This is a genomic window from Corynebacterium auriscanis, assembly GCF_030408435.1.
GTDB lineage: Bacteria > Actinomycetota > Actinomycetes > Mycobacteriales > Mycobacteriaceae > Corynebacterium > Corynebacterium auriscanis.
Genome location: NZ_CP047046.1, coordinates 179514 through 203258 on the forward strand (window position 1 = coordinate 179514; position 23745 = coordinate 203258).

Consider the following 23745-nt stretch of genomic DNA (forward strand, 5'->3'; position numbering starts at 1 on the left):
TTTTATGGAGAGTTTGATCCTGGCTCAGGATGAACGCTGGCGGCGTGCTTAACACATGCAAGTCGAACGGAAAGGCCCTGCTTGCAGGGTACTCGAGTGGCGAACGGGTGAGTAACACGTGGGTGATCTGCCTCGTACTTCGGGATAAGCCTGGGAAACTGGGTCTAATACCGGATAGGACCGGCCTTTAGTGTGGTTGGTGGAAAGTTTTGTCGGTACGAGATGAGCCCGCGGCCTATCAGCTTGTTGGTGGGGTAATGGCCTACCAAGGCGACGACGGGTAGCCGGCCTGAGAGGGTGTACGGCCACATTGGGACTGAGACACGGCCCAGACTCCTACGGGAGGCAGCAGTGGGGAATATTGCACAATGGGCGGAAGCCTGATGCAGCGACGCCGCGTGAGGGATGACGGCCTTCGGGTTGTAAACCTCTTTCGCTAGGGAAGAAGCCACGTGTGGTGACGGTACCTGGATAAGAAGCACCGGCTAACTACGTGCCAGCAGCCGCGGTAATACGTAGGGTGCAAGCGTTGTCCGGAATTACTGGGCGTAAAGAGCTCGTAGGTGGTTTGTCGCGTCGTTAGTGAAAGCCCGGGGCTTAACTCCGGGTCTGCTGGCGATACGGGCATAACTTGAGTGCTGTAGGGGAGACTGGAATTCCTGGTGTAGCGGTGGAATGCGCAGATATCAGGAGGAACACCGATGGCGAAGGCAGGTCTCTGGGCAGTAACTGACGCTGAGGAGCGAAAGCATGGGTAGCGAACAGGATTAGATACCCTGGTAGTCCATGCCGTAAACGGTGGGCGCTAGGTGTGGGGGTTTTTCACGACTTCCGTGCCGTAGCTAACGCATTAAGCGCCCCGCCTGGGGAGTACGGCCGCAAGGCTAAAACTCAAAGGAATTGACGGGGGCCCGCACAAGCGGCGGAGCATGTGGATTAATTCGATGCAACGCGAAGAACCTTACCTGGGCTTGACATATACGGGATCGGCGTAGAGATACGTTTTCCCTTGTGGCTCGTATACAGGTGGTGCATGGTTGTCGTCAGCTCGTGTCGTGAGATGTTGGGTTAAGTCCCGCAACGAGCGCAACCCTTGTCTTGTGTTGCCAGCACGTTATGGTGGGGACTCGCGAGAGACTGCCGGGGTTAACTCGGAGGAAGGTGGGGATGACGTCAAATCATCATGCCCCTTATGTCCAGGGCTTCACACATGCTACAATGGTCGGTACAGTGGGTTGCGATACCGTGAGGTGGAGCTAATCCCTTAAAGCCGGTCTCAGTTCGGATTGGAGTCTGCAACTCGACTCCATGAAGTCGGAGTCGCTAGTAATCGCAGATCAGCAACGCTGCGGTGAATACGTTCCCGGGCCTTGTACACACCGCCCGTCACGTCATGAAAGTTGGTAACACCCGAAGCCAGTGGCCTAAACTTGTTAGGGAGCTGTCGAAGGTGGGATCGGCGATTGGGACGAAGTCGTAACAAGGTAGCCGTACCGGAAGGTGCGGCTGGATCACCTCCTTTCTAAGGAGTTTTTATTTTGTGTTTTTGTGTTCCGGGTGAACATGATTGTTGGATACATCCTGCGTGTTGTTGTGGGGTGTGCATCACGGTCATCGCATGGTTGTGTGGTGGTTGATGAGTTTGATGTGTGTTGGTGTTGTTGTGTTGTGTTGGGGATAGCAGCGGTGTGCGTGCCTTTTTGTGGGTGCGTGTGTTTCGGTTTGTCATGTCTGTTGGGTGTCTGGGACAGCATTGTTGTGTGTGATGCATGAGAGTGTGTTCCTTGTTGTGGGAAGCGTGTGCTGTGTGTGCTGCCTGGTGGTGGTGCGTGTGGTGTGTGTTTTCGTGGTGTTTGAGAACTGTATAGTGGACGCGAGTATCTTCTTTATTTTTTTGTGATTGTAAGTGTATCTATCTGCCATTGTTTGTGGTGTTGTGTTTGTTGTTAAGGGCACACGGTGGATGCCTTGGCACAGTAAGCCGATGAAGGACGTGTAAGGCCGCGATAGGCCTCGGGGAGTTGCCAATAGAGCGTTGATCCGAGGGTGTCCGAATGGGGAAACCTGGCTGCAGTGATGTGTAGTCGCCCGCTGGTGAATTCAATAGCTGGTGTGGAGGGAACGCGGGGAAGTGAAACATCTCAGTACCCGTAGGAGAAGAAAATAATAATGATTCTGCTAGTAGCGGCGAGCGAACGTGGATTAATGGCTAAACCATATGCGTGTGATACCTGGCAGGGGTTGCGTGTGTGGGGTTGTGGGGCCTTGTTGTGCGGTGCTGCCATGGCCGTGCATCAGTCATGTGTGTTAGCGGAAGTGGTTTGGAATGGCCTGCCGTAGACGGTGAGAGTCCGGTACGTGAAAGCATGTGTGGTTGGTGTTGATGAGTGTCCCCGAGTAGCAGCGGGCTCGTGGAATCTGCTGTGAATCTGCCGGGACCACCCGGTAAGCCTGAATACTTGTATTGTGACCGATAGCGGATTAGTACCGTGAGGGAATGGTGAAAAGTACCCCGGGAGGGGAGTGAAATAGTACCTGAAACCGTGTGCTTACAATCCGTCAGAGCCTCTTTTTGTGGGGTGATGGCGTGCCTTTTGAAGAATGAGCCTGCGAGTCAGCGGCATGTCGCGAGGTTAACCCGTGTTGTGGGGTAGTCGTAGCGAAAGCGAATCCTAATAGGGTGTTGAGTGGCATGTCCTGGACCCGAAGCGGGGTGATCTACCCATGGCCAGTGTGAAGCAGCTGTAAGAGGTTGTGGAGGCGCGAACCCACTTAGGTTGAAAACTGAGGGGATGAGCTGTGGGTAGGGGTGAAAGGCTAATCAAACTCCGTGATAGCTGGTTCTCCCCGAAATGCATTTAGGTGCAGCGTCGTGTGTTTCTTCCTGGAGGTAGAGCTACTGGTTGGTTTAGCGGGACTATCATCTTAGCGACATCAGCCAAACTCCGAATGCCGGTGAAGTGAGAGCGCGGCAGTGAGACTGCGGGGGATAAGCTTCGTAGTCGAGAGGGAAACAGCCCAGATCGCCGGCTAAGGCCCCGAAGAGTGTACTAAGTGGAAAAGGATGTGGGATCGCGAAGACAGCCAGGAGGTTGGCTTAGAAGCAGCCATCCTTGAAAGAGTGCGTAATAGCTCACTGGTCGAGTGGTTCTGCGCCGACAATGTAGTGGGGCTCAAGTACACCGCCGAAGCCGCGGAACTCAACTGTTGTTGGGTTGGTAGGGGAGCGTCGTGTGGCCGGTGAAGGTGCGGGGTGACCCAGTGCTGGAGGCTATGCGAGTGAGAATGCAGGCATGAGTAGCGAATGATGCGTGAGAAACGTATCCGCCGGATGACTAAGGGTTCCTGGGTCAAGCTAATCTTCCCAGGGTGAGTCGGGACCTAAGGCGAGGCCGACAGGCGTAGTCGATGGACAACGGGTTGATATTCCCGTACCCGTGTATGTGCGCCCAATGGTGAATCAGTGATACTAACCACCCAAATCCATGCGTGTAGCACTTTGTGTTGTGTGTGTGGGGCTGCGTGGGACCTGAGCTGGTAGTAGCCAAGCGATGGGGTGACGCAGGAAGGTAGCCAAGCCACTTATTGGATTGTGGTGTAAGCGTGTGGCCCGCGCCCAGTGGTAAATCCCGGGGCGTGTATGGGTGAGGCGTGATGCGTACCCGTTGTGGGGATGTTGGTGATCCTATGCTGTCGAGAAAAGCCTCTAGTGAGTGCATACATGGCCCGTACCCATAACCGACACAGGTGGTCAGGTAGAGAATACTAAGGCGATCGGGTGAACTGTGGTTAAGGAACTCGGCAAATTGCCCCCGTAACTTCGGGAGAAGGGGGACCACTGCTGGTGACAGACTGGTTTTGAGCTGGTGGTGGTCGCAGAGAATAGAGGGAAGCGACTGTTTACTAAAAACACAGGTCCGTGCGAAGACGGTGAAGTCGATGTATACGGACTGACGCCTGCCCGGTGCTGGAAGGTTAAGAGGACCTGTTAGACCCCCTTTGGGGGTCGAAGCGGAGAATTTAAGCCCCAGTAAACGGCGGTGGTAACTATAACCATCCTAAGGTAGCGAAATTCCTTGTCGGGTAAGTTCCGACCTGCACGAATGGCGTAACGACTTCCCTGCTGTCTCAACCACAGGCCCGGCGAAATTGCAGTACGAGTAAAGATGCTCGTTACGCGCGGCAGGACGAAAAGACCCCGGGACCTTCACTATAGCTTGGTATTGGTGTTCGGTTCGGTTTGTGTAGGATAGGTGGGAGACTGTGAAGCGGCCACGCCAGTGGTTGTGGAGTCGTTGTTGAAATACCACTCTGATCGTATTGGATATCTGAACCTCGGCCCGTGATCCGGGTTAGGGACAGTGCCTGGTGGGTAGTTTAACTGGGGCGGTTGCCTCCCAAAGAGTAACGGAGGCGCCCAAAGGTTCCCTCAGCCTGGTTGGCAATCAGGTGTTGAGTGTAAGTGCACAAGGGAGCTTGACTGTGAGACTGACAGGTCGAGCAGGTACGAAAGTAGGGACTAGTGATCCGGCACCGGCTTGTGGAAGCGGTGTCGCTCAACGGATAAAAGGTACCCCGGGGATAACAGGCTGATCTTCCCCAAGAGTCCATATCGACGGGATGGTTTGGCACCTCGATGTCGGCTCGTCGCATCCTGGGGCTGGAGTAGGTCCCAAGGGTTGGGCTGTTCGCCCATTAAAGCGGCACGCGAGCTGGGTTTAGAACGTCGTGAGACAGTTCGGTCTCTATCCGCCGTGCGCGTTGAAACTTGAGAAAGGCTGTCCCTAGTACGAGAGGACCGGGACGGACATACCTCTGGTGCGCCAGTTGTCACGCCCGTGGCATGGCTGGTTGGCTACGTATGGAAGGGATAACCGCTGAAAGCATCTAAGCGGGAAGCCTGTTTCAAGATGAGGTTTCGTTTGAGGTTCCCTAGAGACTATGGGGTTGATAGGCCGGATCTGGAAGCGTAGTAATACGTGGAGGTGACCGGTACTAATTGACCGAGACTAAACATGATAACCCGTGACTGGCTAGAGCAGTGGCATACCATGTGGTGGTGTGTTGGTGTGTGGTTGGTGATGATGGTTGGTGTGGTACACGCACAGTCCATGCCGTGTGGTGTGGTTGTGAGTCGCATAAAAATTGCGTGGCACTAGTTTTTTGTGTTGTAGAGGATCTATCGTGTGTAGCTGCCTGTTGTGGGTGGGCTCGCGTCTGTTATGCAGTGTCTGGGACACTACGGCATACCAGCACCCTGTTTGTGGGTGGTTGGGTGTGTTGTTTGTTTCCTGTTGTTGGTTTGTCGGTGGTTTTTGCGATGGGGTCACGCCCGGTCCCTTTCCGAACCCGGAAGCTAAGCCTATCCGCGCCGATGGTACTGCACTCGGGAGGGTGTGGGAGAGTAGGTCGCCGCCGGCATTTATACTGTTTTTGTGTGTGTGATGGTGTGGGGTGTGTTGTCAGCAACGTGGTGTTGTTGGTGGCATGCCCCGCACCATCACACACTTTTTTTATGCCCATGTGTGGTGGGGTGGGTGGTGTAGATCGTTGTCGGTGCCACACCACCACACTCTTTTGCCCGTCTGTGCTGGTGGGGTGGGGTGTGTGGTTGTTGTGATGGGAACGAACTGTTCGTTTCTGTGGGTGGGCTTGTGCACCATCGCTCAACCGGCGCCATCGCTGTTGCAGCCGCATCCCCTCCTTGTTGAACCCTCTTTGTTTATCCCTGTTTGTCTGGCACTCTGAATGTTCTCAGCTCGCCACTGAGTGGGTCGGTGAATGTCAGCTGGGCAGCCGTTAGACCCATTGGCCGATTGAAATCCTCGTCTTCCGCAAATGGCGGGCTGGGCAGGTCCGTGGCGCGGCCCAACAACGCATCGGTACAGATAAACCCATACAGTGCGTCATTGACGATCGGTAGTCCCAGGGAGCGCATCACCACGCGTAATTGGTGAGTGCGCCCCGAATGAGGCTCTAGGCGCCACACAAGTCGGGTGGTTGGAGCCGACGTGGATACCGTGTCGGTGACTATGCGAACTCCGGTGATGGCCGTTATAGCGTTATCTGCTGTTGCATCCAGATCCAGATAGGTGTTGAGTCTCCCACGGATTTTGACCATGTGATGGCCCAAAACCCAGGGGGATTCGGTGGTTGGTTGGGAACGTTCACGCCAAGGCATATCGATCACAACTTCATCCAAGGTGGGTAATGTTAACCCAGTATCCATCCTCCCCGTTGCTCCCGCTGTTTTTTCACCGCGCAAGGAAGTTTGGTCAGTGTGTGCTTTGTGTTGGCTTGCATACTCTGACTGCCACGTGGTCGCGCGTGCGGTTATTACCTCTTTTTCGTTTGTGGCACGACTCACGACAGGGTCACCGCCCTTGTCAAAGCCTTTAGCGTCAGTACCGCGTCCGCCTCGGTTTATCTCTCCGCCTTCGCGGCCGCATAGGTGTTGGCTTAGGCCTCCGCTCTCGGCGTTAAGTATTAACTTTCGCAACCACGGCGGCGGGTCCGCCGGTAGATCTGTAATGGCCTCATACACCTTTTGCGGCTCGCGCCTATCGAACATCGTTTGGTATGCACCACGAATCTCCGGTCGCTTGGTAAACATCAGCACTCCGCGCGTGAGCCGATCCAACCGGTGGCATGGGGAGAGCTCCGGGATTCCGAACTGTACACGGGCCTTGGTTAACGCCGTTTGCGTGATGTGCTGGCCTCGAGGCAGGGTTGCGAGGAACGAGGGTTTGTTTACTACCAAGAGGTCGTTATCTTCATAGATCAATTCCAGAGCGCCGGGGACTTCTCGTTCTGGTGCTGGGCGACGGTAAAAGTTAATGGAAATACCTGGACGAACTAGATCGTCAGGCGCCACTTCTTGGCCGTTGTCGAAGCGCACTAGGCCGTCTGAAAAGCGCTGGCGTACTGCGTCTTCGTTATCTTCGGGGTGCCTGTGCCGCTGGTTGAAAATCAACCGGGAAACAAAGTCTATTGCTTTGATCGGCGCGCCTTCGCCCATAGGTACTTGAACCCGGGTAGGGTTTAGGCCATTTTTGATTGGCAAAGGACTGATCACCAGGTATGCTCTCCTCTTATGGATCTCAACGCAATCATGAATACTATCGCTCAATTCTTCTCCACCGACTTTGGCGCGGCTTTCGGCCGTGTTCTCAGCGCGATCTTCCAATTCTTCTTCCCAGCGAACGCGCCGGCAGCTCATGATGTACCATTGCCAACTCCTAAGATTCCTGGCAAGTAAGCCTCCAGCCTCTAGAGCCTATGACGATGCAGCTGCGGTGAGGTGAGGATTTTTCTCACTGCTCTTAGCGTGTAGGCGCCCCTGCGTGCCCACTCTTTGCGGGTTGCGACCCTCAGCGCCCTCAGCGTCCCTTATTATCAAAGCCCCCACTGAAGTTCGCGTGAGTTATTTCACCTCATGCCAACCCTTCTGTGGGGGTTTTCGCAACCCCCTGGCCCCCTTTAGTGCGCAAAAGCGCATAATGGGTTTAGAGACAACATTGCACGGTCGAAGAAAGGTTGCGTCACAATGCCCACAGATTCGCACAAGGTTATTATCGTCGCGGTTGATGGATCCGAAGCCAGCTCAGTAGCGGTGAAGTGGGCCGCCAACGCGGCTTTGAAGCGTAAGCAGCCACTGAAGCTGGTTAGCGCTTACACCATGCCCCAGTTCATGTATGCCGATGGGATGGTGCCTCCACAGGAGCTTTACGACGAGTTGGAAAATGAGGCTAACGAGAAGATCGCGAACGCGCGCAAGATCGTGACCGATTTTTCTTCCGACATCGAGATCTCTCACGAGGTCCGCGAGTCCTCCCCAATCGACATGCTCTTGGAGTTTTCGGAAACTGCAGAGATGATCGTGATGGGTAGTCGTGGCCTTGGCGGCCTCTCTGGTCTGGTGATGGGGTCGGTCTCTGCAGCTGTGGTTTCCCACGCGGAATGCCCGGTTGTCGTGGTTCGGAAGGATAACGACGTCACGGAAGAGAACAAGTACGGACCGGTGGTTGTGGGCGTCGACGGTTCCGATGTGTCCCGCCAGGCCCTGCAGGTCGCCTTCCGTGAGGCGGATGCCCGCGAGACCGTGCTGCGCGCAATCCACGGTTGGAACGACACCCAGGTTCACACCACCTATGTGGGCCTCGTGGATGCGCAAAACGAAATGGAGCGCACTCTTAAGGAGCGTCAGGACATGCTGCAAAATGAGCTTGCCGACCTCGTTAAGCAGTATCCACATGTCCGGGTTGAGGAAGTTGTGGAACGCGACCGTCCTATCAACGCCCTTCGCGATGCTGCTTCGGACGCTCAGCTGCTCATCACAGGTTCGCACGGCCGCGGTGGTTTCAAGGGTATGCTGCTGGGCTCGACTTCCCGCGCACTGCTGCAATATGCACCGTGCCCAATGATGGTGGTCCGTCCGCGCCGCTAAAACTTCAACCCGCTAAAGTCTTTGCAGTAAAGTAGTAGGCCTTAGCGGGTTTCCTTATGCCCGCCGGTGGTTGTTGGTTTCTTTTTTCTTACCGACGCCCCAATGGTCCCCACGTAAAAATTTCAAGGAGAAGCTTCAATGTCCACGGCAGGTGACGCGGCCAAAGCTGCCAAGCCGGCGAAGAAGACGACCTCTCGCCGCAGGAACCGCCCAGGTCCGCGGCAACGGTTGTTGGCTAGCGCCACCCACCTGTTTACGACTGAGGGGATCCGTGTGATCGGCATCGATCGCATTTTGCGGGATGCGGATGTGGCCAAGGCCAGTTTGTATTCGTTGTTCGGTTCCAAAGATAACCTCGTGGTGGCCTACTTGGAGGCGCTCGACGAGAAATGGCGTGAGGACTGGACTGCGTTGGCAGAACAGCGGGAAAAGCCTGAAGAACGGATCATTGCATTCTTTGATCTGTGTATCAAGAACGAGCCGGACAATAACTATCGCGGTTCACACTTCCAGAATGCGGCGGGTGAATATCCTCGCCCTGAAACGGAAAGTGAAGAGCGCATCCGATCGGCGGCGATGGAGCATCGCCGGTGGTGTCGTGACACGATGGCAGAGCTGCTGACGGAGCGTTTCGGATATGCATCTCTCACTTTGGCAGATCAACTGATGGTCTTCCTCGACGGTGGCCTAGCTGGCGCGAAGATGTCTCGTACCGTCGTGCCATTGGAAACCGCGCGTGACATGGCGAAGCAGATTCTGCTGCGTGCCCCAATGATGTACTCGATTTAAAAGATCTGTGCGGGCCCGCTTCAACAGGCCGCCCTGTTAAATCTCCCGAGCGAGTGTTCTTCGACTAAATCTCCCGAGCCAGTATTTACTCGCCCTTGCGGGAGCCTCGTTTACCGGCCTTCTTTTCACGCTTGCGCGTTAAGTACAGGTGTTTTTGTTCTGCGTGATGCTCCCGGAATTCCGAGGTATAAGGCACGCGCTTATCGAGGGTGCGCTGGATAACGTACGTCTGCAACGTGGTCCATAGGTTGTTGCACACCCAGTAAATGAGAATCGCAATTGGTGCGGGACCAAAAAGCCCGAACACGATAGGGAAGAAGAAGAGTACTGGGCCCAGGGGCCACATCAGTTTCACGAACCCTCGTGCAGCTGTAGAGGCATGATCCACAACCTGAAGATTTCGCTTGAGTGTGTAGGCCCAGTTAGCCGTAGTAAATACTGCGGCGCAGAGCGCCAAAGGCAGTGCCAGTTTTAATACAGCATCGTGGGTGGTCCCCAAATCGGCGAGCATTTCCGGTTTCATCGCGGGATAACTGGAAATGGGAATGTTGAACGCGTGGGCGTCGAGAAAAAGAGAAATATCTTCGGGCGTTAAGGGGCCGAAGCTATGGTGGGTGGCGTCCACGCCCTCGGCAGGGCGGGCAATGCGCAAGAGTAGTTGATAAAGACCCAGAATGAGCGGAATCTGGATGAGCGCAGGAAGGCAGCCATCGACGACTTTGTAATCGCTATTTTTGCGTAGCTCGCGCTCGCGGGCCAGTCTTTCTTTCCGCTCCTCGGGGCTTTTCCTACCCTTAAACTCCTCGTTCAGACGGCGGAGGCTGGGGCGCATGTTGGCGAGGTGTCGGCCGGACGCATACTGGCGGTAAGCTAGGGGAAAAAGGAATCCGCGGATCGTCACTACCAACATGATGAGGCTAATGACCCAGGCAGTGGAAGCATCCATCCCCAGCGGACCAGAGAAAAGACTGTGCCATAGCTTGAGGACCCACGCGACAAGTTTCTCCACATACTCCATGACAGGAAACATTACCCTTTAAATATGAGCTAGTACTATGACAAACATGAGCACCACCACTGACAGTCATAGTTCGTTACCACGGGCCGTGCCACCTAAAAAGCGTTTGGACCCGATCAGCGTCCTCGGTGAGTTGCTGGTTACTTTTGGAGTGATCTGCCTGCTTTTCGGCTTCTGGGAAGTGGTCTGGACCAATGTGCAATCCGGTCGCGAACAAAATATCGTCGCTCAACGACTGGAAGATCAGTGGCGGGACAAGAATCCCCGGCCTTTAACTGAACCGCCGGAGGGCGCAGCATTTGCGCGACTCTACATTCCCACGTTTGGTTCGGATTTCAATTTCTCCATCGTGAAAGGTGTGAAAGACGAAGACTTGGATAAAGGGCCCGGCCACTACCTAGATTCTCAATTGCCGGGTGAGCCCGGGAATTTCGCTATGGCGGGGCACCGGGTGGGGCGCGGGTCGCCGTTTAACGACTTAGGGCTACTGAACACTTGCGATGCCGTCGTTGTAGAAACCGCAGGAGCGTGGGATATTTACCGCGTGTTGCCTATTGATGTGGCGTCAGGGCAGCGCCAGGCGAAGCTTTCCGAGTGTATGGATGCGCAGTTGGCCACACGTATGAGCCAGGGAGAATATTCCCAAGTTAACGGACGATACATCACTACTCCGAACGACGTGGAGGTTATCAATCCAGTTCCGCATGTATCCCGCGTGGCGGCCAAACCCGGTGATGCCTCACTGTTGACGATGACCACGTGCCATCCGCAGTATTCGAACACGGAGCGCATGATTGTGCACGCCGTAAAGGTCCGCAGTGATGACAAGAAACCCGGTTATGTTCCCGCCGAGCTAACGAAGGAGGTTTAGTTTCATGTACGCAGCATTGTGGAGGGCCCTTCCTGGGCCGTGGTGGATGAGGTTAATCATTGTGCTTATCGCACTGGTGGGAATCTTTTTCCTATTGATGGAAGTGATATTCCCCAAAATCGGCCCCATGATGCCGTGGACTGAGGTGGGAGTGCAGTCGATGGCGGATTGGGTGGCGGTGCTCTAGAGCTTCAAATTCCGGATAGTCTTTTCTGCGATCTTTTGCGCCTTGATGGATTGCGCCTGAGCTGTCCAGACTACGACCGCAGTCTCGTCCTTCCATACCGCGTAAATCGCGCCAGAATTCTTGCCCCCGTCTTTATCGCCACCCTTGCGCCCACCGGACCAACCTTCGGGCTGCAGCGCTTTGAGAGTGGTGTTCACCGGCGCAGCGCTATCAACGACCTTAACTGCATCCGTGTTAGTACGCATCTTCCGCACCAAAACCTGCGCTTGTGGTTCATTCTCGTAGGACCAGAACGTGCATGCAACGGGATCGAAGCGTGCATCCACGGTGACGCCCGTGAGACGCTGGCCCGTGGTGTTTTGTAACCACTCGCCATCGAGGTACGGACATGCTCCTCCCGCGGACGTGTCCTTATCGCCGGGCTCCGGCTTGGTGTTCACCGGTAGCTCCGTGCCCTTGACGGGGGCCACAGTGCGTTCCGCAGCTTGCTGTTTGCCCGGTTCCGGCGTGGGCACGGAAGGTTTATCGGGGAAGATAGAGCAGGAAACCAATAGAGCCGACGCCATGCTTAGCGCACAGGCGCCTCGCATTGGGCGAAGCGCAGTGCGGATACTATTGGTGATAGAGCTCAGCAACTACTTGCCTTGATCCTTCTCGAAGCGCTCAATGACATCGGCAGAAATGCGACCGCGGGAAGAAACAGAAATGTTATTTTTCTTTGCCCATTCGCGAATGCGCTTGTTTTGGCCCGGATTAGTGGTCCGGTTGACACGCTTGCCGGAGCGTGGCTTGCGGCGTGCAACCTGGACAAATGGTTGCACGGCATCGTCGAATTTCTGGGAGTTTTCTGGAGAGAGATCTAAGGTGTAGTCCACTCCATTAACGGTGAAGTCAACGACCTTAACTTCATCTTCGGACAGGGGAGTGTTATCGAAATCATCGAAGAACTGGGTTACTTCACGACGTGCCATGAGTGGTGCCTCCAAAACGTTGGGTGAGATTATGGCCTTATTGCTTTCTTAACAAGGATAATCAAGGTTTGGGTAAAAGCAAGTCTGAACATGAGGTCCAATAATCACCGGTACTTTTAGGGGAAAAACTTATAGCAGTTCAGCAGCATGGGAAGGCCATTTCTTTAGGTGGGCTATCTATTGGCGAAGTATTGAAAAAATATAAGAAAAATACAAGAAACCCTTAGTGGTGAGGGGGTTGGACCGATGGGAAACGGGCGAGGTAGCGGTGATGCTAACTCGCCCGTAATGGGGGGGATCTATACTCCGGAACGGCCTGTGTGGGTGCCAGGATTAATACGATTACCGTGCAACCGGATACCCTTACCGCGGTAGGTTCGCGCGGACTTGGCGCGGAACAAAGGTGCATTTCGACGGAAGATTCCGTCATTATGCATGAACATCCAGTCCGCGTGCACGAATTCAGGAGTTACCTGAACCACGGTATAACCGTGGGAATCGTAATCGAGGAATTTAATGTGCCGGTTCATTCCCTTGAACGCTTCCTCCGCGGTGTGGGAAAGGGCATTGTCCTCTGGAAGCTTCAAAATATCGTCGATATTGGAGCTGGTCACTGAGGTGCAGACAATCTCCACGCCCGCCACCCCCTTGTGTGGATAAGCGCCTGGCTCAACTGGAATATCGTTTGCCCACGACGAGTGAATGTCACCGGTGAGCCACACGGTGTTGTTAATTTTGCGCTCGGTGAGCAGTTTAATGAGTCGACGGCGCTCTGCGGCGTAACCATCCCACTGGTCGAAGTTGTACGGCATGCCCTGCTCTGGCAGGCCAAGCAGCTGGGTGACAGCGGCAGTTGTTTTCGGATCTAGTGGTGGGATGAGGACGGGGGAGATCATGACGGAGTTGCCGATCAGATTCCACTTTGCCTGAGACGTGGTCAGTTTGCCCGCCAACCACTTGAACTGCTCGGAGCCCAACATGGTTCGGTTTTTCTGATCGATTCCCTTAGCCTTCAGGAAGCTCATCTGCTTGTTGCGGTAGGTGCGCAGATCCAGCATGTTGAGCTCTACCAAGTTGCCGAAGCTGAGGTTTCGGTAAATATGGCCGCCGTGGGAGAACGGGGTAGCCCGAATGGGGAGCCACTCTAAATAGGCTTGGATTGCTGCGTCACGGCGCTTGGTGAAGCTGCCCTCCCGGCCAGGGGTGTGGTTTTCGGCACCGCCAGCCCACGTATCATTGGCAACCTCGTGGTCATCCCATGTCACGATCCAGGGGCATGCGGCGTGGGCTGCCTGCAGAGAAGAGTCAGTTCGGTACTGGGCGTAACGCTCGCGGTAATCCTGCAATGTAACGATTTCGTTCACGGGAAGGTGGCCACGAACCGCGCCCCGTTTACCGTTGTATTCGCCGCGCTTGTATTCGTAGATGTAGTCGCCGACATGCAGGGCAAAGTCTAGATCCGTGCGTTTTGCCATGTCACGGTAGGCGTTGAAGTAACCTGCCTCCCAGTTCGCGCAACTAAACAGAGCGAAGCGCAGTTCGGAAACATTAGCGCCTGCGGCAGGGGCGGTACGCGTACGGCCGATGGGGGAAATCTGGCCACGGTAGGGGCCATCCACCACGATAAAGCGGTAGTAGTAGCTGGTCGCTGGTTGCAAGCCCGTGACATCGGGCTTGACCGTCATGTCGGTGGCGGGAGTTGCGAAGACGGTTCCGGAAGTAACGATCGTTTTGAAATCGCGGTTGGGTGAGACTTCCCACTTCAACTTGGTCTTTACTCCGCGACCGCGACCTGCGTAGTCATTGGGGCGGCTGGTGACGCGGGTCCACAACAAAACACCGTTGGGCAGTGGGTCGCCGGAAGCTACACCATGCTGAAATACTGCGTGACGTGCTGGAGTGGCAGCAGCTGCGCCCGTTTGGGCGGAAACGGCTACAGCGCCCGCAGCAGTAAGTGTGGCGCCCGCCTGGAAAGCGCGTCGGCGCGTAATCGCAGTTGCAGCAGTTGAGGAGGAGGAAACTTCGGCCACCTCAGGGGTGACGGAAGAGGAAACTTCGCTCACCTCAGGGGTGACGGAAGAGGGAGCGGAGGAGTGATCAGAATTCGTCATGGTGAAATCACACCACGGCTTCCCTAATCCCGCTGGGTGAACGCGTCAGCAATAATGCATTCGGGGGTGAACGGGGGGTGGTAGACCCTCGCTATAGAAGTTAGACGGACTTCTCCGCGATCTGCGACTCAATCAGGTCCAGTTCGGTGGACACGCTGCCCAGCAAGCGGCGCTGCTGACTAGGAGGCATCGCCTCGGCGTTTCGTACGGCATCCTCAAGGGTGTCTAGGCGCTCGTCAATGTCTTTGGCGAAACCATTGGGTACACCGCGCTTCACTGCATCGCGGACCGCCTTGATTCGAGCGCGCTGGGGCGCGCCTTCACCGCTGAAGGCTGCCATGCTGCGGCGAGTCACACCAGAACGGGATGCCCGCGACCCTTCGGAGTTCTCCTGAATCTGCACCATAGCCCGGTAAAGCAGTGGTAAAGCCGCAGGAGCTGCCGTGCGCAAAGCAGTGGCGTAGCGCGCAACGTTGTTCTTATTGAAACGACCGGCCTTGATCTGCTGCAGGGCGTTCTTGGCCATGTATTCCTCGTGCTTACGGCGCGCTTTCAGTTCCTTGGCGTCGTATTTACGAACCTGCTTGGCGGTTTTGCGCAGGTACTTATCCTTGCGCTTTTCCAGCTTCGCATCAGCCTTGGCTTCGGCCTTCGCGCGCAGCTTAGCGGCCTTGTAAGCAGCCTTCTTCTCTTGGCGGCGCTTGCGCATCTTGCTGAGCAATCCCATGTTTCTCCGAACGTCTTTCGCTAACTTGTCAGTCTCGGGTGTGCTTCTTGGTGTTTTACCACCTTGACGCCCCGCAACCACAATACTTCAAACCTACCGCGCATACTGCTCAGCTTGCGCGCGCAGGTCGGCGCTACACTGAGATGCATTGTGAGATCGCACCCCGCCTACAGTGAAAGCGACGTGAATGTCGGCCACCTGCCGCCACTCACGCCCGCCGATCTAACCGGTTGCAGGCATCGCGCGGTGTTAAGGCGCAAACTTGGGTCGTGGGAACCCGTCAAAGACCTAACCGGGGCGGGATTAGAGCGGTTGTCGGCGCGGGCGGGCGCGGCGTCCCGGCGTCGAGCGGTAATGGAGTTACTACCGCACAAGTCGCGCCTTGGTGACAAGGTGGCGTGGTCCCGTGTGGATGTGCCCTTCGACGACGACAACGCCGTGGAGTTAACGCTGGAAGCCATAGCGACCGGCGCACGCGTTATCACGGGGGCTGTCTTGGAGAACTCGGAATTTAGGGTTTATGTGGACTTCCTCGTGCGGATGGACCACACCGCGGGGTTCGACGACCGCACTGTCTACGCCCCGGTCGTGATTTCCAGCCATGCGGTCGCCCGCCCAGCTAAAAGCAGCGCCCAGGCTGACTGTGCCATCGTGGACCTGGCCGCGTTGGGCTTATCCAAACCCATCCCCGTTGCATGGAGGCACCGCACAGTAGCCGGCGAAGGGCAACGCGCTGCCATGGCGCACACCATTTTGAAAGAATGGGGCAGGGCGGCTGCAGAGGTTGGGTTCATTGGTCGCGCGGGTGCGTCGCCGCGGGTGCGCTGCTTCTTCTACAGCGCAGAAATCGTTATGCCCGGTTTAATGGCCGCACTATCCGAATCAATCCCCACCCGGCCCAGTCGGGTGAAGGAATGCAAGGTGTGCGAGTTCCACAACCACTGCCGGCTGCAGTTGCTGGAGACCGCCGATATCTCCCTGCTGCTCCCCGGAGATAAAAACCGGAAGTGGCGGGAGCGGGGGATTGATACGCTGCCACAGCTTATGGCCGCCAACGTGGGCGAGACCAGTCAGCTGGCCCGGGCGTGGCTGCAGGGTAAAACCATCTTGCGGCGTGAATACTCCCGCTGGGTGAGCGATCCATTGTTGTGGGGCAATCAGGAATTCGTGCTGGAGGGTAAGCAAGCCCCTATGGCCCGGGAGCTGGCGAAGCTCGTGGAGGTGGACGTGGACATGGAGGCTCACCCCAACCGTGGCACGTTCCTGTGGGGCACCTTCGACGGTTCGCGGTACGTCGCGTTCAGTGACTTCTCCGCCGATGGCGATGAGGGACAACACGTGGCGGAGTTCTGGGAGTGGCTGCAGCAATCGCGCGCTGCTGCTGAAAGAGACGGGAAAACTCTGCGCGTGTGGGTGTATGCCGCACAGGGCGAAAACCACTGGCTGCGCTATTACGCCCGTCAGTTCGGCGGCCGTGAATACCGCGTGGAGGGCACCGCTGGGTCACGGGTTATTGCTATGCCGTCGATTCAGGACGTCGAGGCTTTTATTAATTCCGACGCCTGGTGCGACATCTTCCCCGTTGTCCGGAAGGCTCTCGCCTCCAGCGATTCGCTTGGGCTGAAAACGATTGCGCCACTGGCGGGTTTCGAATTTAGCCAAGAGGGTGTGAACGGCCGCGCGGCCGTGGATCTGTTTGAAAAAGCCGTTGGGCGCACCGGCAGCGAGGCAGCTGTAGCTAGGCGTACTCTGGAGCGCTATAACGCCGACGACTGCGTAGCGACCGCCTCGGTGAGAGCTTGGTTGCGGCGGGGCGCGCCGGGTGTGGACGACGTGGCGTCGGGCGAAAAAGTAAACAACAGCCAACCGTGAGCTAGAGAGAAAAATCGATGAATCTGTTTGAAAAGATTGCAGCACTCAATGCGAAGGGGCCGTTTCGGGCGGAACGGGTAACAGCGGAAACTGCGCTTAAGGGCGGGCGCCACCCCGTCTTGCCTGAGCCTCAGCCCAATGCGGTGTTGGGAACGCCGCTGCAGGGGGCGGGTGATGCGGCATGGAACCAGTGGCTGGAGCAACAGGGAAAGCGGGCTGACCTGCGCGACGTTGTGATCGGCGTGGGGTGCTTCTGGGGTGGCGAGAAGATGTTTTGGGGCGTGGAGGGGATAGTGGGTACTTCGGTGGGATACGCCGGCGGGTACACACAGAACCCGACGTATCGCGAGGTTTGTACCGGCCGGACAGGGCATGCAGAGGTGACCCGCGTGGTGTTCGATGCGAAGGTGATTTCTGCGGAGGAAGTTGTAGCTATTGCGTTTGAGAATCACGACCCCACCCAGGGCGATAAGCAAGGTAACGATATTGGCACGCAGTATCGGTCGGCGGTGTACGCGAACTCGCCGGAGCAGCTAAAGACGATTGAGGCTGCGATCGAAAGCTGGCGCGAGCGCTTTGCTGAGAAGGGCTTTGGGGACATCACGACGGAGGTGGGATTGCTGGCCGATATCGGGGATGGGCACTACTACTTGGCGGAAGATGAGCACCAGCAGTACCTGCATAAGAATCCTGGCGGGTACTGCAACCACGGGCCAAACGGTGTGAGCTGCCCAACCGGGGTGTTGGGGTAGAGCATGATCTGCGCGGGGCGGGGGAGGCGGCGAAAGTAGCCATTAGGATCAGGACTCTCCAAATCGCCACGCACTTCAATCCCGTAACTGTAGTAAGACCTCAAGGAGGCTAGACAGTTCGCATCGTCAATGTCGTATGGGAAATACTCTGGAAGGGGTATCTGTACGTCTACGAGAAAATCCCAGGTTGGCTCTCCAAAGCGTTCCCACAAGTCCATCGCGTCCTTGGGCATTCTAAAACCAACTTCCTATTGATGTATGCAGGGAGTCTACAATAACCAGGTTGATCTATGTACGAGCTCACCCTTCTCGTCTTTTATGAATTGCGAGAATTGCAGGAAAGCTAGGACACTGCGAGGTTCAGAGTATGTAGATCCCTGCTTTTTACTAGCTAATGTTCTCCTATATGTCCTCGAATTACTATCGAGTACAAACAACGGCAAAGTGATGTCGTGAAATCTCTCGCCGACCGTCGCTTGCGGGGGCCTGTCTTCGTACGGCTTAAGAATTGATAGTTCCCCGCACGTGGTGTTACTGAGCTATTTAGGTAAATCCTCAGTAATGGCGCTAAAGAGTTTGTCAATGCCGGAGCGCAGAATTGTTTGAGCGTGAAAGTATCAAGTGGGCTACATAACGTAGGGTTAGAGATGCGCCTGCGATGATCAGCACCGACCCAAGAAAAAAGCAAAGCCAGCTCCTATGTTAGGGCCATCTGACGCGCTAGAGATAAAGGCTACTGTTGAGCCAACTATCAGCAGTCCAATGCCTGTCGCAATTCTGCGAAAAACTACTACGGCAACGACCAGAGAGAGTAATGCAGCACATACACAGGCGATGATCAATGATTGATTCCAATTCTGGAAGAACCCTTCCTCACTTCCATACTGGGGATAGTAAAAGAGCATTATTGCTGGACGAGTGGTTCCCAAGAGTGCGAGTAAGAGGATCAGCAACTCAGGGAAGGGGCTATCAATAGTTTTCGCACGAAAAATCAGCTCCTGGTCTAGAAGGAATGTGAGACGTTCTTTACTGCTTGGTAATAAGCATCACTTCGACCATTACGCATTCTCCGATTATCAGTTCCTTCTCGATAGGTTTTCGCACAAGCGGATTTCGGCCACGTCAGAAAACTGTTCGGGCCTCTCATTGCATCGTACTTTTTACGGATCTCACCACAGGCTTTAAAAGGGGAAGGTCAATAGGTGCGACAGTTCGTCGGTGTGGCCGCTGCAAAGGTCTGTACTCCAGCACGGCGCGCAGTAGTTTGCTCTTGGGCTTCCTGCACTTCAGCTCGGTCGGCTTCTTCCTTGGTGAAGCCGGCAGGCACGCCCTCCCTATCTGAGCGCATTTGTCCTAGGGTGATCGTATTCTTGGGGCTTTCGGTCGGCTTCCAGTCGGCGCCAGCATCATTATCAACGTTGTTATCGTTGAACCAAGGGCTTGCTCGCATCATTAGCACTTCTTTTTGTCTTCAGTCTTTGTGGCTGGCCGTGCTTATCCTCGTGCGTCATACCTCTATCCAAGAGGATATTTCGGGAAGGAAACCATCCTTTCTGCCTAATTGTAGACGAAGGCTGAACATGGTTGCGATGTGGTGGTATCTGATATTCACATGCCACGGATGAACGGTGTCGAATTCCTGGACAAGCTCAAAGAGCTAGAGCAGCCACCGATCTTCATCGCGATGACTGCCTTTGACACGGATGACACAATGCTCCAGGTCTTGGCCCACGGCGGTGCCGGCTACGTCATCAAAAGCGATAAACCACGTTCGATCATCGATGCCGCCGATGATGCATGCAATGGCGGCACGGCTTTATCTCCTCAGTGTGTGACACGCTTGATGAAGCTGTCCATCATCCTCTTCAATTCCGCAACGAACAAGGCCATGACTCTGGGCTCTTCACAGAAGAACGTCCTGGAGTTGCTATGTGCTGGATGTTCAAATGCGGAGATCGCCAAGCCGTGTTCTGCACACCGTTTGTCGTTACCACGAAGCACGCTCGGCGGACATGTTGTATCAAGCGCAACTGCGCGTTCCCCTAGGTATGCGAATACCCCGGCACCTCATATCAAGGAGATGCCGGGGTTGTCCGTGTTGAAGTGCTCAATCGAGCGCCCAGCTGGCAGCAGCCACAGTGGCTAATTCACACCCCTGTTGCGCCAACCGGGAGCGCGGGTTGCTTACTTGGAAGCTGCTTCGTAGCGCTGTGCAACCTCGTCCCAGTTGAAGACGTTCCAGACTGCCTTGACGTAGTCAGCCTTCACGTTCTTGTACTGGAGGTAGAAAGCGTGCTCCCACATATCCAGAAGCAGCAGTGGGGTGAGGTTGATGGACAGGTTGCCCTGCTGGTCGGTCATCTGCTCGACAACCAGGCGACCTGCGACATGGTCGTAACCCAGTACGGCCCACCCGGAGCCCTGCAGGCCCAGGGCGGCAGCGCTGAAGTGATCCTTGAATGCCTCGAAGGAACCGAAGTCGCGGTTGATAGCTTCAGCCAACTCGCCGGTTGGCTCGCCGCCACCGTTAGGGGACAAGTTCTTCCAGAACAGGGAGTGGTTGGTGTGTCCACCCAGGTTGAAAGCCAGGTCCTTGGACAGGGCGGTAACTGCTGCGCCGATGGTGCCGTTCTGGCGAGCCTCTTCCAACTTCTCCAGCGCGCTGTTAGCTCCGTTGACGTAATTCTGGTGGTGCTTGGTGTGGTGGATTTCCATGATCTCACCGGAGATGTGTGGCTCCAGTGCGTCGTATGGGTAGTCCAGTTGTGGCAGCTCGTACTTAGCCATTGTTCTTGTTTTCCTTCCGTTGCTTTTCTTGTCTTGTTACCGACGCCCCGCGCTTTACCCCGCTCAAGCGTTCCAGCGGGCTCAACTGCGGTTTTTCGGTTACGTGTTCAAGTGTGGCCTCGCGCGCGCGCCGTTTCAAGCAGCCATATAGAACTTGAAAGTTCAATAAGTTGAACAGTGTGTGCGAGGGGGACGTAACGTTCAGACAGCGCGATATCTGGCTGCGGGGTAGCTTAGGCCGTATGGAGCTGACAAGCGGAACCAAGATTGTCCTCATTGGCGCCGGTGACGTGGGGGTTGCGTACGCCTACACCATCGTGAACCAGGGTCTCACGGATCATCTCGCCATCATCGATATTGACGAACGCAAAACGTGGGGCCATGTCCAAGACCTCAACCATGCCGTGCCCTGGTCAGGTCACAACACCCGCGTCACCATGGGAACCTACGAGGATTGTCGTGATGCGGCCATCGTCGTGAACTGCGCGGGAGTTGCGCAAAAACCAGGTGAAACCCGACTGGACCTCGTAACCCGAAACACTGAAATCTTCAACAACATCGTTGGTGCCGTTATGGACCACGGGTTCAACGGAATCTTCATCGTGGCCACCAATCCCGTAGACATTCTCAGCTACGCAACGTGGAAGTTCAGTGGCCTGCCGTCCGCCCGCATCATCGGCAGCGGAACAATTCTGGATACCGCGCGCTATCGTCATGCACTTGGCGAATACTTTCAAGTAGCGGATACCAGCGTGCATGCCTACGTCATTGGTGAACACGGCGATACAGAACTGCCAGTACTCTCCGCCGGTTCGGTGGCGGGAGTGGGCCTGCCCAAACGTCTGGCTCAGGTTAGCGAAAATGGCCCCTCCCAGGCTGATGAGATCTTCGAGCGCACGCGCACCGCCGCTTACGACATCATTAAGGCCAAGGGGTCAACCAGTTTTGGAATTGGCATGGGCCTAGCCCGAATTACCCGCGCAGTATTGCAGAACCAGGACGTTGTGTTGCCGGTATCCGCCCTGCTGGACGGTGAATATGGGCGCGAAGACGTGTACATCGGCACGCCCGCGGTTATCAATCGCACCGGCATCCGGCACGTCGTGGAATTGGATTTGGACGACGAAGAATTCAACAAGTTTGACCACTCAGTCAGTGTTTTGCGCGACGTCATGGGTAAAGCGGGGCTGCTGGAAGTGGCGTCGGACTAAAAACTAGAAGCAAAGAGTGAGAAAAGTGTCCACCTAGAGCAATCGGGGGCGGCAATGGAGGGCTATAGACCGAGGAACTTTTTGATGGCAGGCATTTCTTCGCGTGCTTGGGTCAGCCCGGATTCGTAAGCGCTGAGCAAACGGCGGATATTGCGATCACCATTCGTAATGCGCAGCGAACGCGGGGCGAAAACATACGCGCGCCCCTGTCGTTCCATTTCAAAAATCTGCTCCCGAACCTGGTTGTAACGATCGTGCCGGGTAATGATCGAATCGACCAAAGCCGGATATTTCTTAAACATCCGTTGCACACCCCAGTCCACGTGACCTGCGCTCTTGCGGTACGAGCGGGTGCGGGTTTGAATCACCAAGAACTTTTCGAACCCATCTTGGATAGCCGAATCAATGGGAATGCCGCCCGTGGGGCCGAACGCGCCATCAAACCACGGGTCGCCATCAATATCTACAGGGGGCATGAAAAACGGGAGAGTGCTGGAAGCCTGTGCGCGGATGAAAAACTCCTGGGGAGTATGGATATCTTCACGACCCCAGTGCTTCGTCTCCCCAGTTCGCGCGTTGAAACCCGAAATCCGGTATTGCACTGGTGAGCGCTGGAAGTAATTCCAATCCAATTCCATCGGATGGCCCGGAATGCCCGCCGCGCCATAAATATATTGAGCGTTGAAAAATCCATCGCCGCGCATCCATGTGCGGAACCCACCGAAATTAGGATCGGAAGGGAATGTGGTGAAGGTGGCGCGCATGCGCTCCGGATCGCGTGCAATGTAATAGGCCACGTGCGAGGTAGCGGCGGAATTACCGCATACCCAACCGAAATTTACGTCCGCTTCCAACAGTGCTTGCACCATGGCGGCCGAAAAAACGGCACGCATAGCGCCCCCTTCGAATACCAGTGCCGTATCGGTCACATTAGGTGGGGGCGAGAGCGGTTTTTGCATGCCAAGGTTGCGCACGCATTTAAGGCTACAGTGCCCTTTCTTCCGACGCCCCGCGGGGCGGGCATCTTCGCCACTCAAGTGGGGGAACGGGGCAATCCCACTTTGGGGGCTGTACATGCCCTGCAGAAAGCGGGGAGGCGTACTAAAACTTAAACCTATGAAGATTGTCGCCCACCGCGGAGCCTCCGGGGAACGCCCAGAGCACACCCTGGCCGCATACGAATTAGCTGTGGAGCGGCAAGCCGACGGAATGGAATGCGATATTCGCCTGACTCGCGATGGGCAGCTGGTGTGTTTTCACGACCGCACCATCGAGCGCACTTGTGTGGATTCCAATCTCCCGTCCACAACGGTTATCAGCGAACTGACGTTGGCGGAATTGCAAGAATTGAATTTCGGCACGCCCGAAGAACCCGCTCCCATTCTTACGTTGCGCGAACTGCTGGAGGTTTTCCAACAGGCGCGGGCGGACGGGCGCGACGGCGCACCGGAGCTTTTCATCGAAACCAAACACCCCAATCGCTATGGACCAAAGGTGGAGTACGCCTTACAACAGGAGCTGGTGCGCGCTGGGTTGGCCGCAGGCGATGCCGTGCATTTGATTTCCTTTAGCCCGCAATCGCTGGTGCGGTTCAAAATGATCAATCCGCGGATACATCGCATTTTGCTCCGGCGGGAATACCAACGGATGCTGAATCCGGGTTTGGAAGCACTGCACGTGGTAGATGCCCATGGTTTGAGCGTGGCGCGTGGAAAGATCCGCCCCGACATCATTGGGCGATTCGGCGACGGCACATATATGTGGACTGCTGATAAAGAAGACGACGTGCGGTGGGCCACGCGCCGGGGTGTGACGTGGCTGGCGACGAACTACCCGGGGCGGGCGCGTATGTGGCGTGATGATGAGCTCGGCAATGCCTAGACAGATGGACGATCGCGGTGCAGGGGGCGAGTTAGGGTTTTCGTCTTGCAATGATGAGCTCGGCAATGCCTAAACAGACTGGCGCTTGTGGGTGCAGGGCGCGAGTTAGGGTTTTCGTCTTG

At 55.8% G+C, this 23745-nt stretch carries 17 protein-coding genes, 3 rRNA genes and 2 pseudogenes; 13 read left to right on the forward strand and 9 right to left on the reverse strand.

All coding sequences use genetic code 11. The features are described 5' to 3' along the window. Position 1: 1 nt before the first annotated feature. From CAURIC_RS00750 to rrf, 3 genes are all read left to right on the forward strand, one after another. Positions 2-1522 (forward strand): 16S ribosomal RNA (locus CAURIC_RS00750). A gap of 414 nt (positions 1523-1936) precedes the next feature. Further along, positions 1937-5019, forward strand: a 23S ribosomal RNA gene (locus CAURIC_RS00755). Between the two features lie 285 nt (positions 5020-5304). Then, positions 5305-5421: ribosomal RNA gene (gene rrf / locus CAURIC_RS00760) — 5S ribosomal RNA — on the forward strand. The 16S, 23S and 5S rRNA genes sit together here, the layout of an rRNA operon. Positions 5422-6523: 1102 nt before the next feature. On the opposite strand, the pseudogene CAURIC_RS11080 reads toward rrf, so the two are convergent. After that, positions 6524-7075: pseudogene (locus CAURIC_RS11080) on the reverse strand (pseudouridine synthase); the annotation flags it as partial. A gap of 36 nt (positions 7076-7111) precedes the next feature. Between CAURIC_RS11080 and CAURIC_RS00770 the strand changes: the two are divergent. The 3 genes from CAURIC_RS00770 to CAURIC_RS00780 all read left to right on the forward strand — a co-directional run bounded on the left by CAURIC_RS00770 (position 7112) and on the right by CAURIC_RS00780 (position 9235). Next, on the forward strand, positions 7112-7258 hold the full coding sequence (locus CAURIC_RS00770) for a hypothetical protein (RefSeq protein WP_168155965.1): 147 nt from the start codon (positions 7112-7114) through the stop codon (positions 7256-7258). A gap of 288 nt (positions 7259-7546) precedes the next feature. After that, complete coding sequence (locus CAURIC_RS00775; RefSeq protein ID WP_035115986.1) at positions 7547-8446, forward strand: universal stress protein; 900 nt, start codon at positions 7547-7549, stop codon at positions 8444-8446. A 138-nt stretch (positions 8447-8584) separates the two neighbouring features. After that, entirely contained in the window at positions 8585-9235 is a 651-nt protein-coding gene (locus CAURIC_RS00780) for a TetR/AcrR family transcriptional regulator (protein ID WP_035115984.1), read from the forward strand. A gap of 85 nt (positions 9236-9320) precedes the next feature. Here the strand turns inward: CAURIC_RS00780 and yidC are convergent, their stop codons facing one another. Continuing rightward, positions 9321-10265: a membrane protein insertase YidC gene (gene yidC, locus CAURIC_RS00785; protein ID WP_083283880.1), complete on the reverse strand. Its 945-nt coding sequence runs from the start codon at positions 10263-10265 to the stop codon at positions 9321-9323. A 25-nt stretch (positions 10266-10290) separates the two neighbouring features. On the opposite strand from yidC, the gene CAURIC_RS00790 reads away from it, so the two are divergent. Both CAURIC_RS00790 and CAURIC_RS00795 read left to right on the forward strand, forming a co-directional pair. Further along, positions 10291-11124: a class E sortase gene (locus CAURIC_RS00790; protein ID WP_035115979.1), complete on the forward strand. Its 834-nt coding sequence runs from the start codon at positions 10291-10293 to the stop codon at positions 11122-11124. 4 nt (positions 11125-11128) lie between these two features. Continuing rightward, positions 11129-11311, forward strand: a complete 183-nt coding sequence (locus CAURIC_RS00795; RefSeq protein WP_035115977.1) for a hypothetical protein — start codon at positions 11129-11131, stop codon at positions 11309-11311. Here CAURIC_RS00795 and CAURIC_RS00800 read toward each other — a convergent pair. The 4 genes from CAURIC_RS00800 to CAURIC_RS00815 form a co-directional block, all read right to left on the reverse strand. Further along, positions 11308-11877, reverse strand: coding sequence for a DUF2020 domain-containing protein (locus tag CAURIC_RS00800; protein ID WP_290182973.1), 570 nt, complete (start codon positions 11875-11877; stop codon positions 11308-11310). The two genes, CAURIC_RS00795 and CAURIC_RS00800, sit on opposite strands and share 4 nt — an antisense overlap. A gap of 69 nt (positions 11878-11946) precedes the next feature. Further along, positions 11947-12282 (reverse strand): histone-like nucleoid-structuring protein Lsr2, encoded by a 336-nt coding sequence (locus CAURIC_RS00805; RefSeq protein ID WP_035115974.1) that lies wholly within the window; start codon positions 12280-12282, stop codon positions 11947-11949. A gap of 299 nt (positions 12283-12581) precedes the next feature. After that, positions 12582-14393 (reverse strand): alkaline phosphatase D family protein, encoded by a 1812-nt coding sequence (locus CAURIC_RS00810; protein ID WP_084588257.1) that lies wholly within the window; start codon positions 14391-14393, stop codon positions 12582-12584. A gap of 100 nt (positions 14394-14493) precedes the next feature. Continuing rightward, positions 14494-15120 (reverse strand): DUF6474 family protein, encoded by a 627-nt coding sequence (locus CAURIC_RS00815; protein WP_035115972.1) that lies wholly within the window; start codon positions 15118-15120, stop codon positions 14494-14496. Between the two features lie 393 nt (positions 15121-15513). Between CAURIC_RS00815 and CAURIC_RS00820 the strand changes: the two genes are divergently transcribed. Next, the gene (locus tag CAURIC_RS00820) at positions 15514-16992 is read left to right on the forward strand and encodes a ribonuclease H-like domain-containing protein (RefSeq protein ID WP_353959085.1); all 1479 of its coding nucleotides are present in this window, start codon (positions 15514-15516) and stop codon (positions 16990-16992) included. Between the two features lie 17 nt (positions 16993-17009). Then, positions 17010-17744, forward strand: a complete 735-nt coding sequence (msrA, locus tag CAURIC_RS00825; protein WP_035115968.1) for a peptide-methionine (S)-S-oxide reductase MsrA — start codon at positions 17010-17012, stop codon at positions 17742-17744. Between the two features lie 1195 nt (positions 17745-18939). Here the strand turns inward: msrA and CAURIC_RS00830 are convergent. Further along, positions 18940-19197, reverse strand: a complete 258-nt coding sequence (locus tag CAURIC_RS00830; RefSeq protein ID WP_035115965.1) for a hypothetical protein — start codon at positions 19195-19197, stop codon at positions 18940-18942. Positions 19198-19332: 135 nt separating this feature from the next. On the opposite strand from CAURIC_RS00830, the pseudogene CAURIC_RS00835 reads away from it, so the two are divergent. Then, positions 19333-19890, forward strand: a pseudogene (locus CAURIC_RS00835) (response regulator); the annotation flags it as partial. 38 nt (positions 19891-19928) lie between these two features. Here CAURIC_RS00835 and CAURIC_RS00840 read toward each other — a convergent pair. Further along, on the reverse strand, positions 19929-20531 hold the full coding sequence (locus tag CAURIC_RS00840) for a superoxide dismutase (protein ID WP_035115962.1): 603 nt from the start codon (positions 20529-20531) through the stop codon (positions 19929-19931). Between the two features lie 242 nt (positions 20532-20773). Here CAURIC_RS00840 and CAURIC_RS00845 point away from each other — a divergent pair, with 242 nt between their 5' ends. Next, positions 20774-21742: an L-lactate dehydrogenase gene (locus CAURIC_RS00845; protein ID WP_035115959.1), complete on the forward strand. Its 969-nt coding sequence runs from the start codon at positions 20774-20776 to the stop codon at positions 21740-21742. A gap of 62 nt (positions 21743-21804) precedes the next feature. Here the strand turns inward: CAURIC_RS00845 and CAURIC_RS00850 are convergent, their stop codons facing one another. Next, positions 21805-22818, reverse strand: a complete 1014-nt coding sequence (locus CAURIC_RS00850; RefSeq protein ID WP_084588256.1) for a patatin-like phospholipase family protein — start codon at positions 22816-22818, stop codon at positions 21805-21807. Positions 22819-22858: 40 nt separating this feature from the next. Here CAURIC_RS00850 and CAURIC_RS00855 point away from each other — a divergent pair, with 40 nt between their 5' ends. Then, the gene (locus CAURIC_RS00855) at positions 22859-23623 is read left to right on the forward strand and encodes a glycerophosphodiester phosphodiesterase (RefSeq protein WP_035115956.1); all 765 of its coding nucleotides are present in this window, start codon (positions 22859-22861) and stop codon (positions 23621-23623) included. Positions 23624-23745: the final 122 nt, after the last annotated feature.

What these genes read in the sequence shown, in the direction of transcription:
- CAURIC_RS00810 (WP_084588257.1), bottom strand. Translation starts at nt 14,393, where the DNA reads ATGACGAATTCTGATCACTCCTCCGCTCCCTCTTCCGTCACCCCTGAG.
- CAURIC_RS00850 (WP_084588256.1), bottom strand. Translation starts at nt 22,818, where the DNA reads ATGTACAGCCCCCAAAGTGGGATTGCCCCGTTCCCCCACTTGAGTGGC.
- CAURIC_RS00840 (WP_035115962.1), bottom strand. Translation starts at nt 20,531, where the DNA reads ATGGCTAAGTACGAGCTGCCACAACTGGACTACCCATACGACGCACTG.
- msrA (WP_035115968.1), top strand. Translation starts at nt 17,010, where the DNA reads ATGAATCTGTTTGAAAAGATTGCAGCACTCAATGCGAAGGGGCCGTTT.
- CAURIC_RS00800 (WP_290182973.1), bottom strand. Translation starts at nt 11,877, where the DNA reads ATGGCGTCGGCTCTATTGGTTTCCTGCTCTATCTTCCCCGATAAACCT.
- CAURIC_RS00775 (WP_035115986.1), top strand. Translation starts at nt 7,547, where the DNA reads ATGCCCACAGATTCGCACAAGGTTATTATCGTCGCGGTTGATGGATCC.
- CAURIC_RS00770 (WP_168155965.1), top strand. Translation starts at nt 7,112, where the DNA reads ATGAATACTATCGCTCAATTCTTCTCCACCGACTTTGGCGCGGCTTTC.
- CAURIC_RS00790 (WP_035115979.1), top strand. Translation starts at nt 10,291, where the DNA reads ATGACAAACATGAGCACCACCACTGACAGTCATAGTTCGTTACCACGG.
- CAURIC_RS00815 (WP_035115972.1), bottom strand. Translation starts at nt 15,120, where the DNA reads ATGGGATTGCTCAGCAAGATGCGCAAGCGCCGCCAAGAGAAGAAGGCT.
- CAURIC_RS00855 (WP_035115956.1), top strand. Translation starts at nt 22,859, where the DNA reads ATGAAGATTGTCGCCCACCGCGGAGCCTCCGGGGAACGCCCAGAGCAC.
- yidC (WP_083283880.1), bottom strand. Translation starts at nt 10,265, where the DNA reads ATGTTTCCTGTCATGGAGTATGTGGAGAAACTTGTCGCGTGGGTCCTC.
- CAURIC_RS00805 (WP_035115974.1), bottom strand. Translation starts at nt 12,282, where the DNA reads ATGGCACGTCGTGAAGTAACCCAGTTCTTCGATGATTTCGATAACACT.
- CAURIC_RS00780 (WP_035115984.1), top strand. Translation starts at nt 8,585, where the DNA reads ATGTCCACGGCAGGTGACGCGGCCAAAGCTGCCAAGCCGGCGAAGAAG.
- CAURIC_RS00795 (WP_035115977.1), top strand. Translation starts at nt 11,129, where the DNA reads ATGTACGCAGCATTGTGGAGGGCCCTTCCTGGGCCGTGGTGGATGAGG.
- CAURIC_RS00830 (WP_035115965.1), bottom strand. Translation starts at nt 19,197, where the DNA reads ATGATGCGAGCAAGCCCTTGGTTCAACGATAACAACGTTGATAATGAT.
- CAURIC_RS00845 (WP_035115959.1), top strand. Translation starts at nt 20,774, where the DNA reads ATGGAGCTGACAAGCGGAACCAAGATTGTCCTCATTGGCGCCGGTGAC.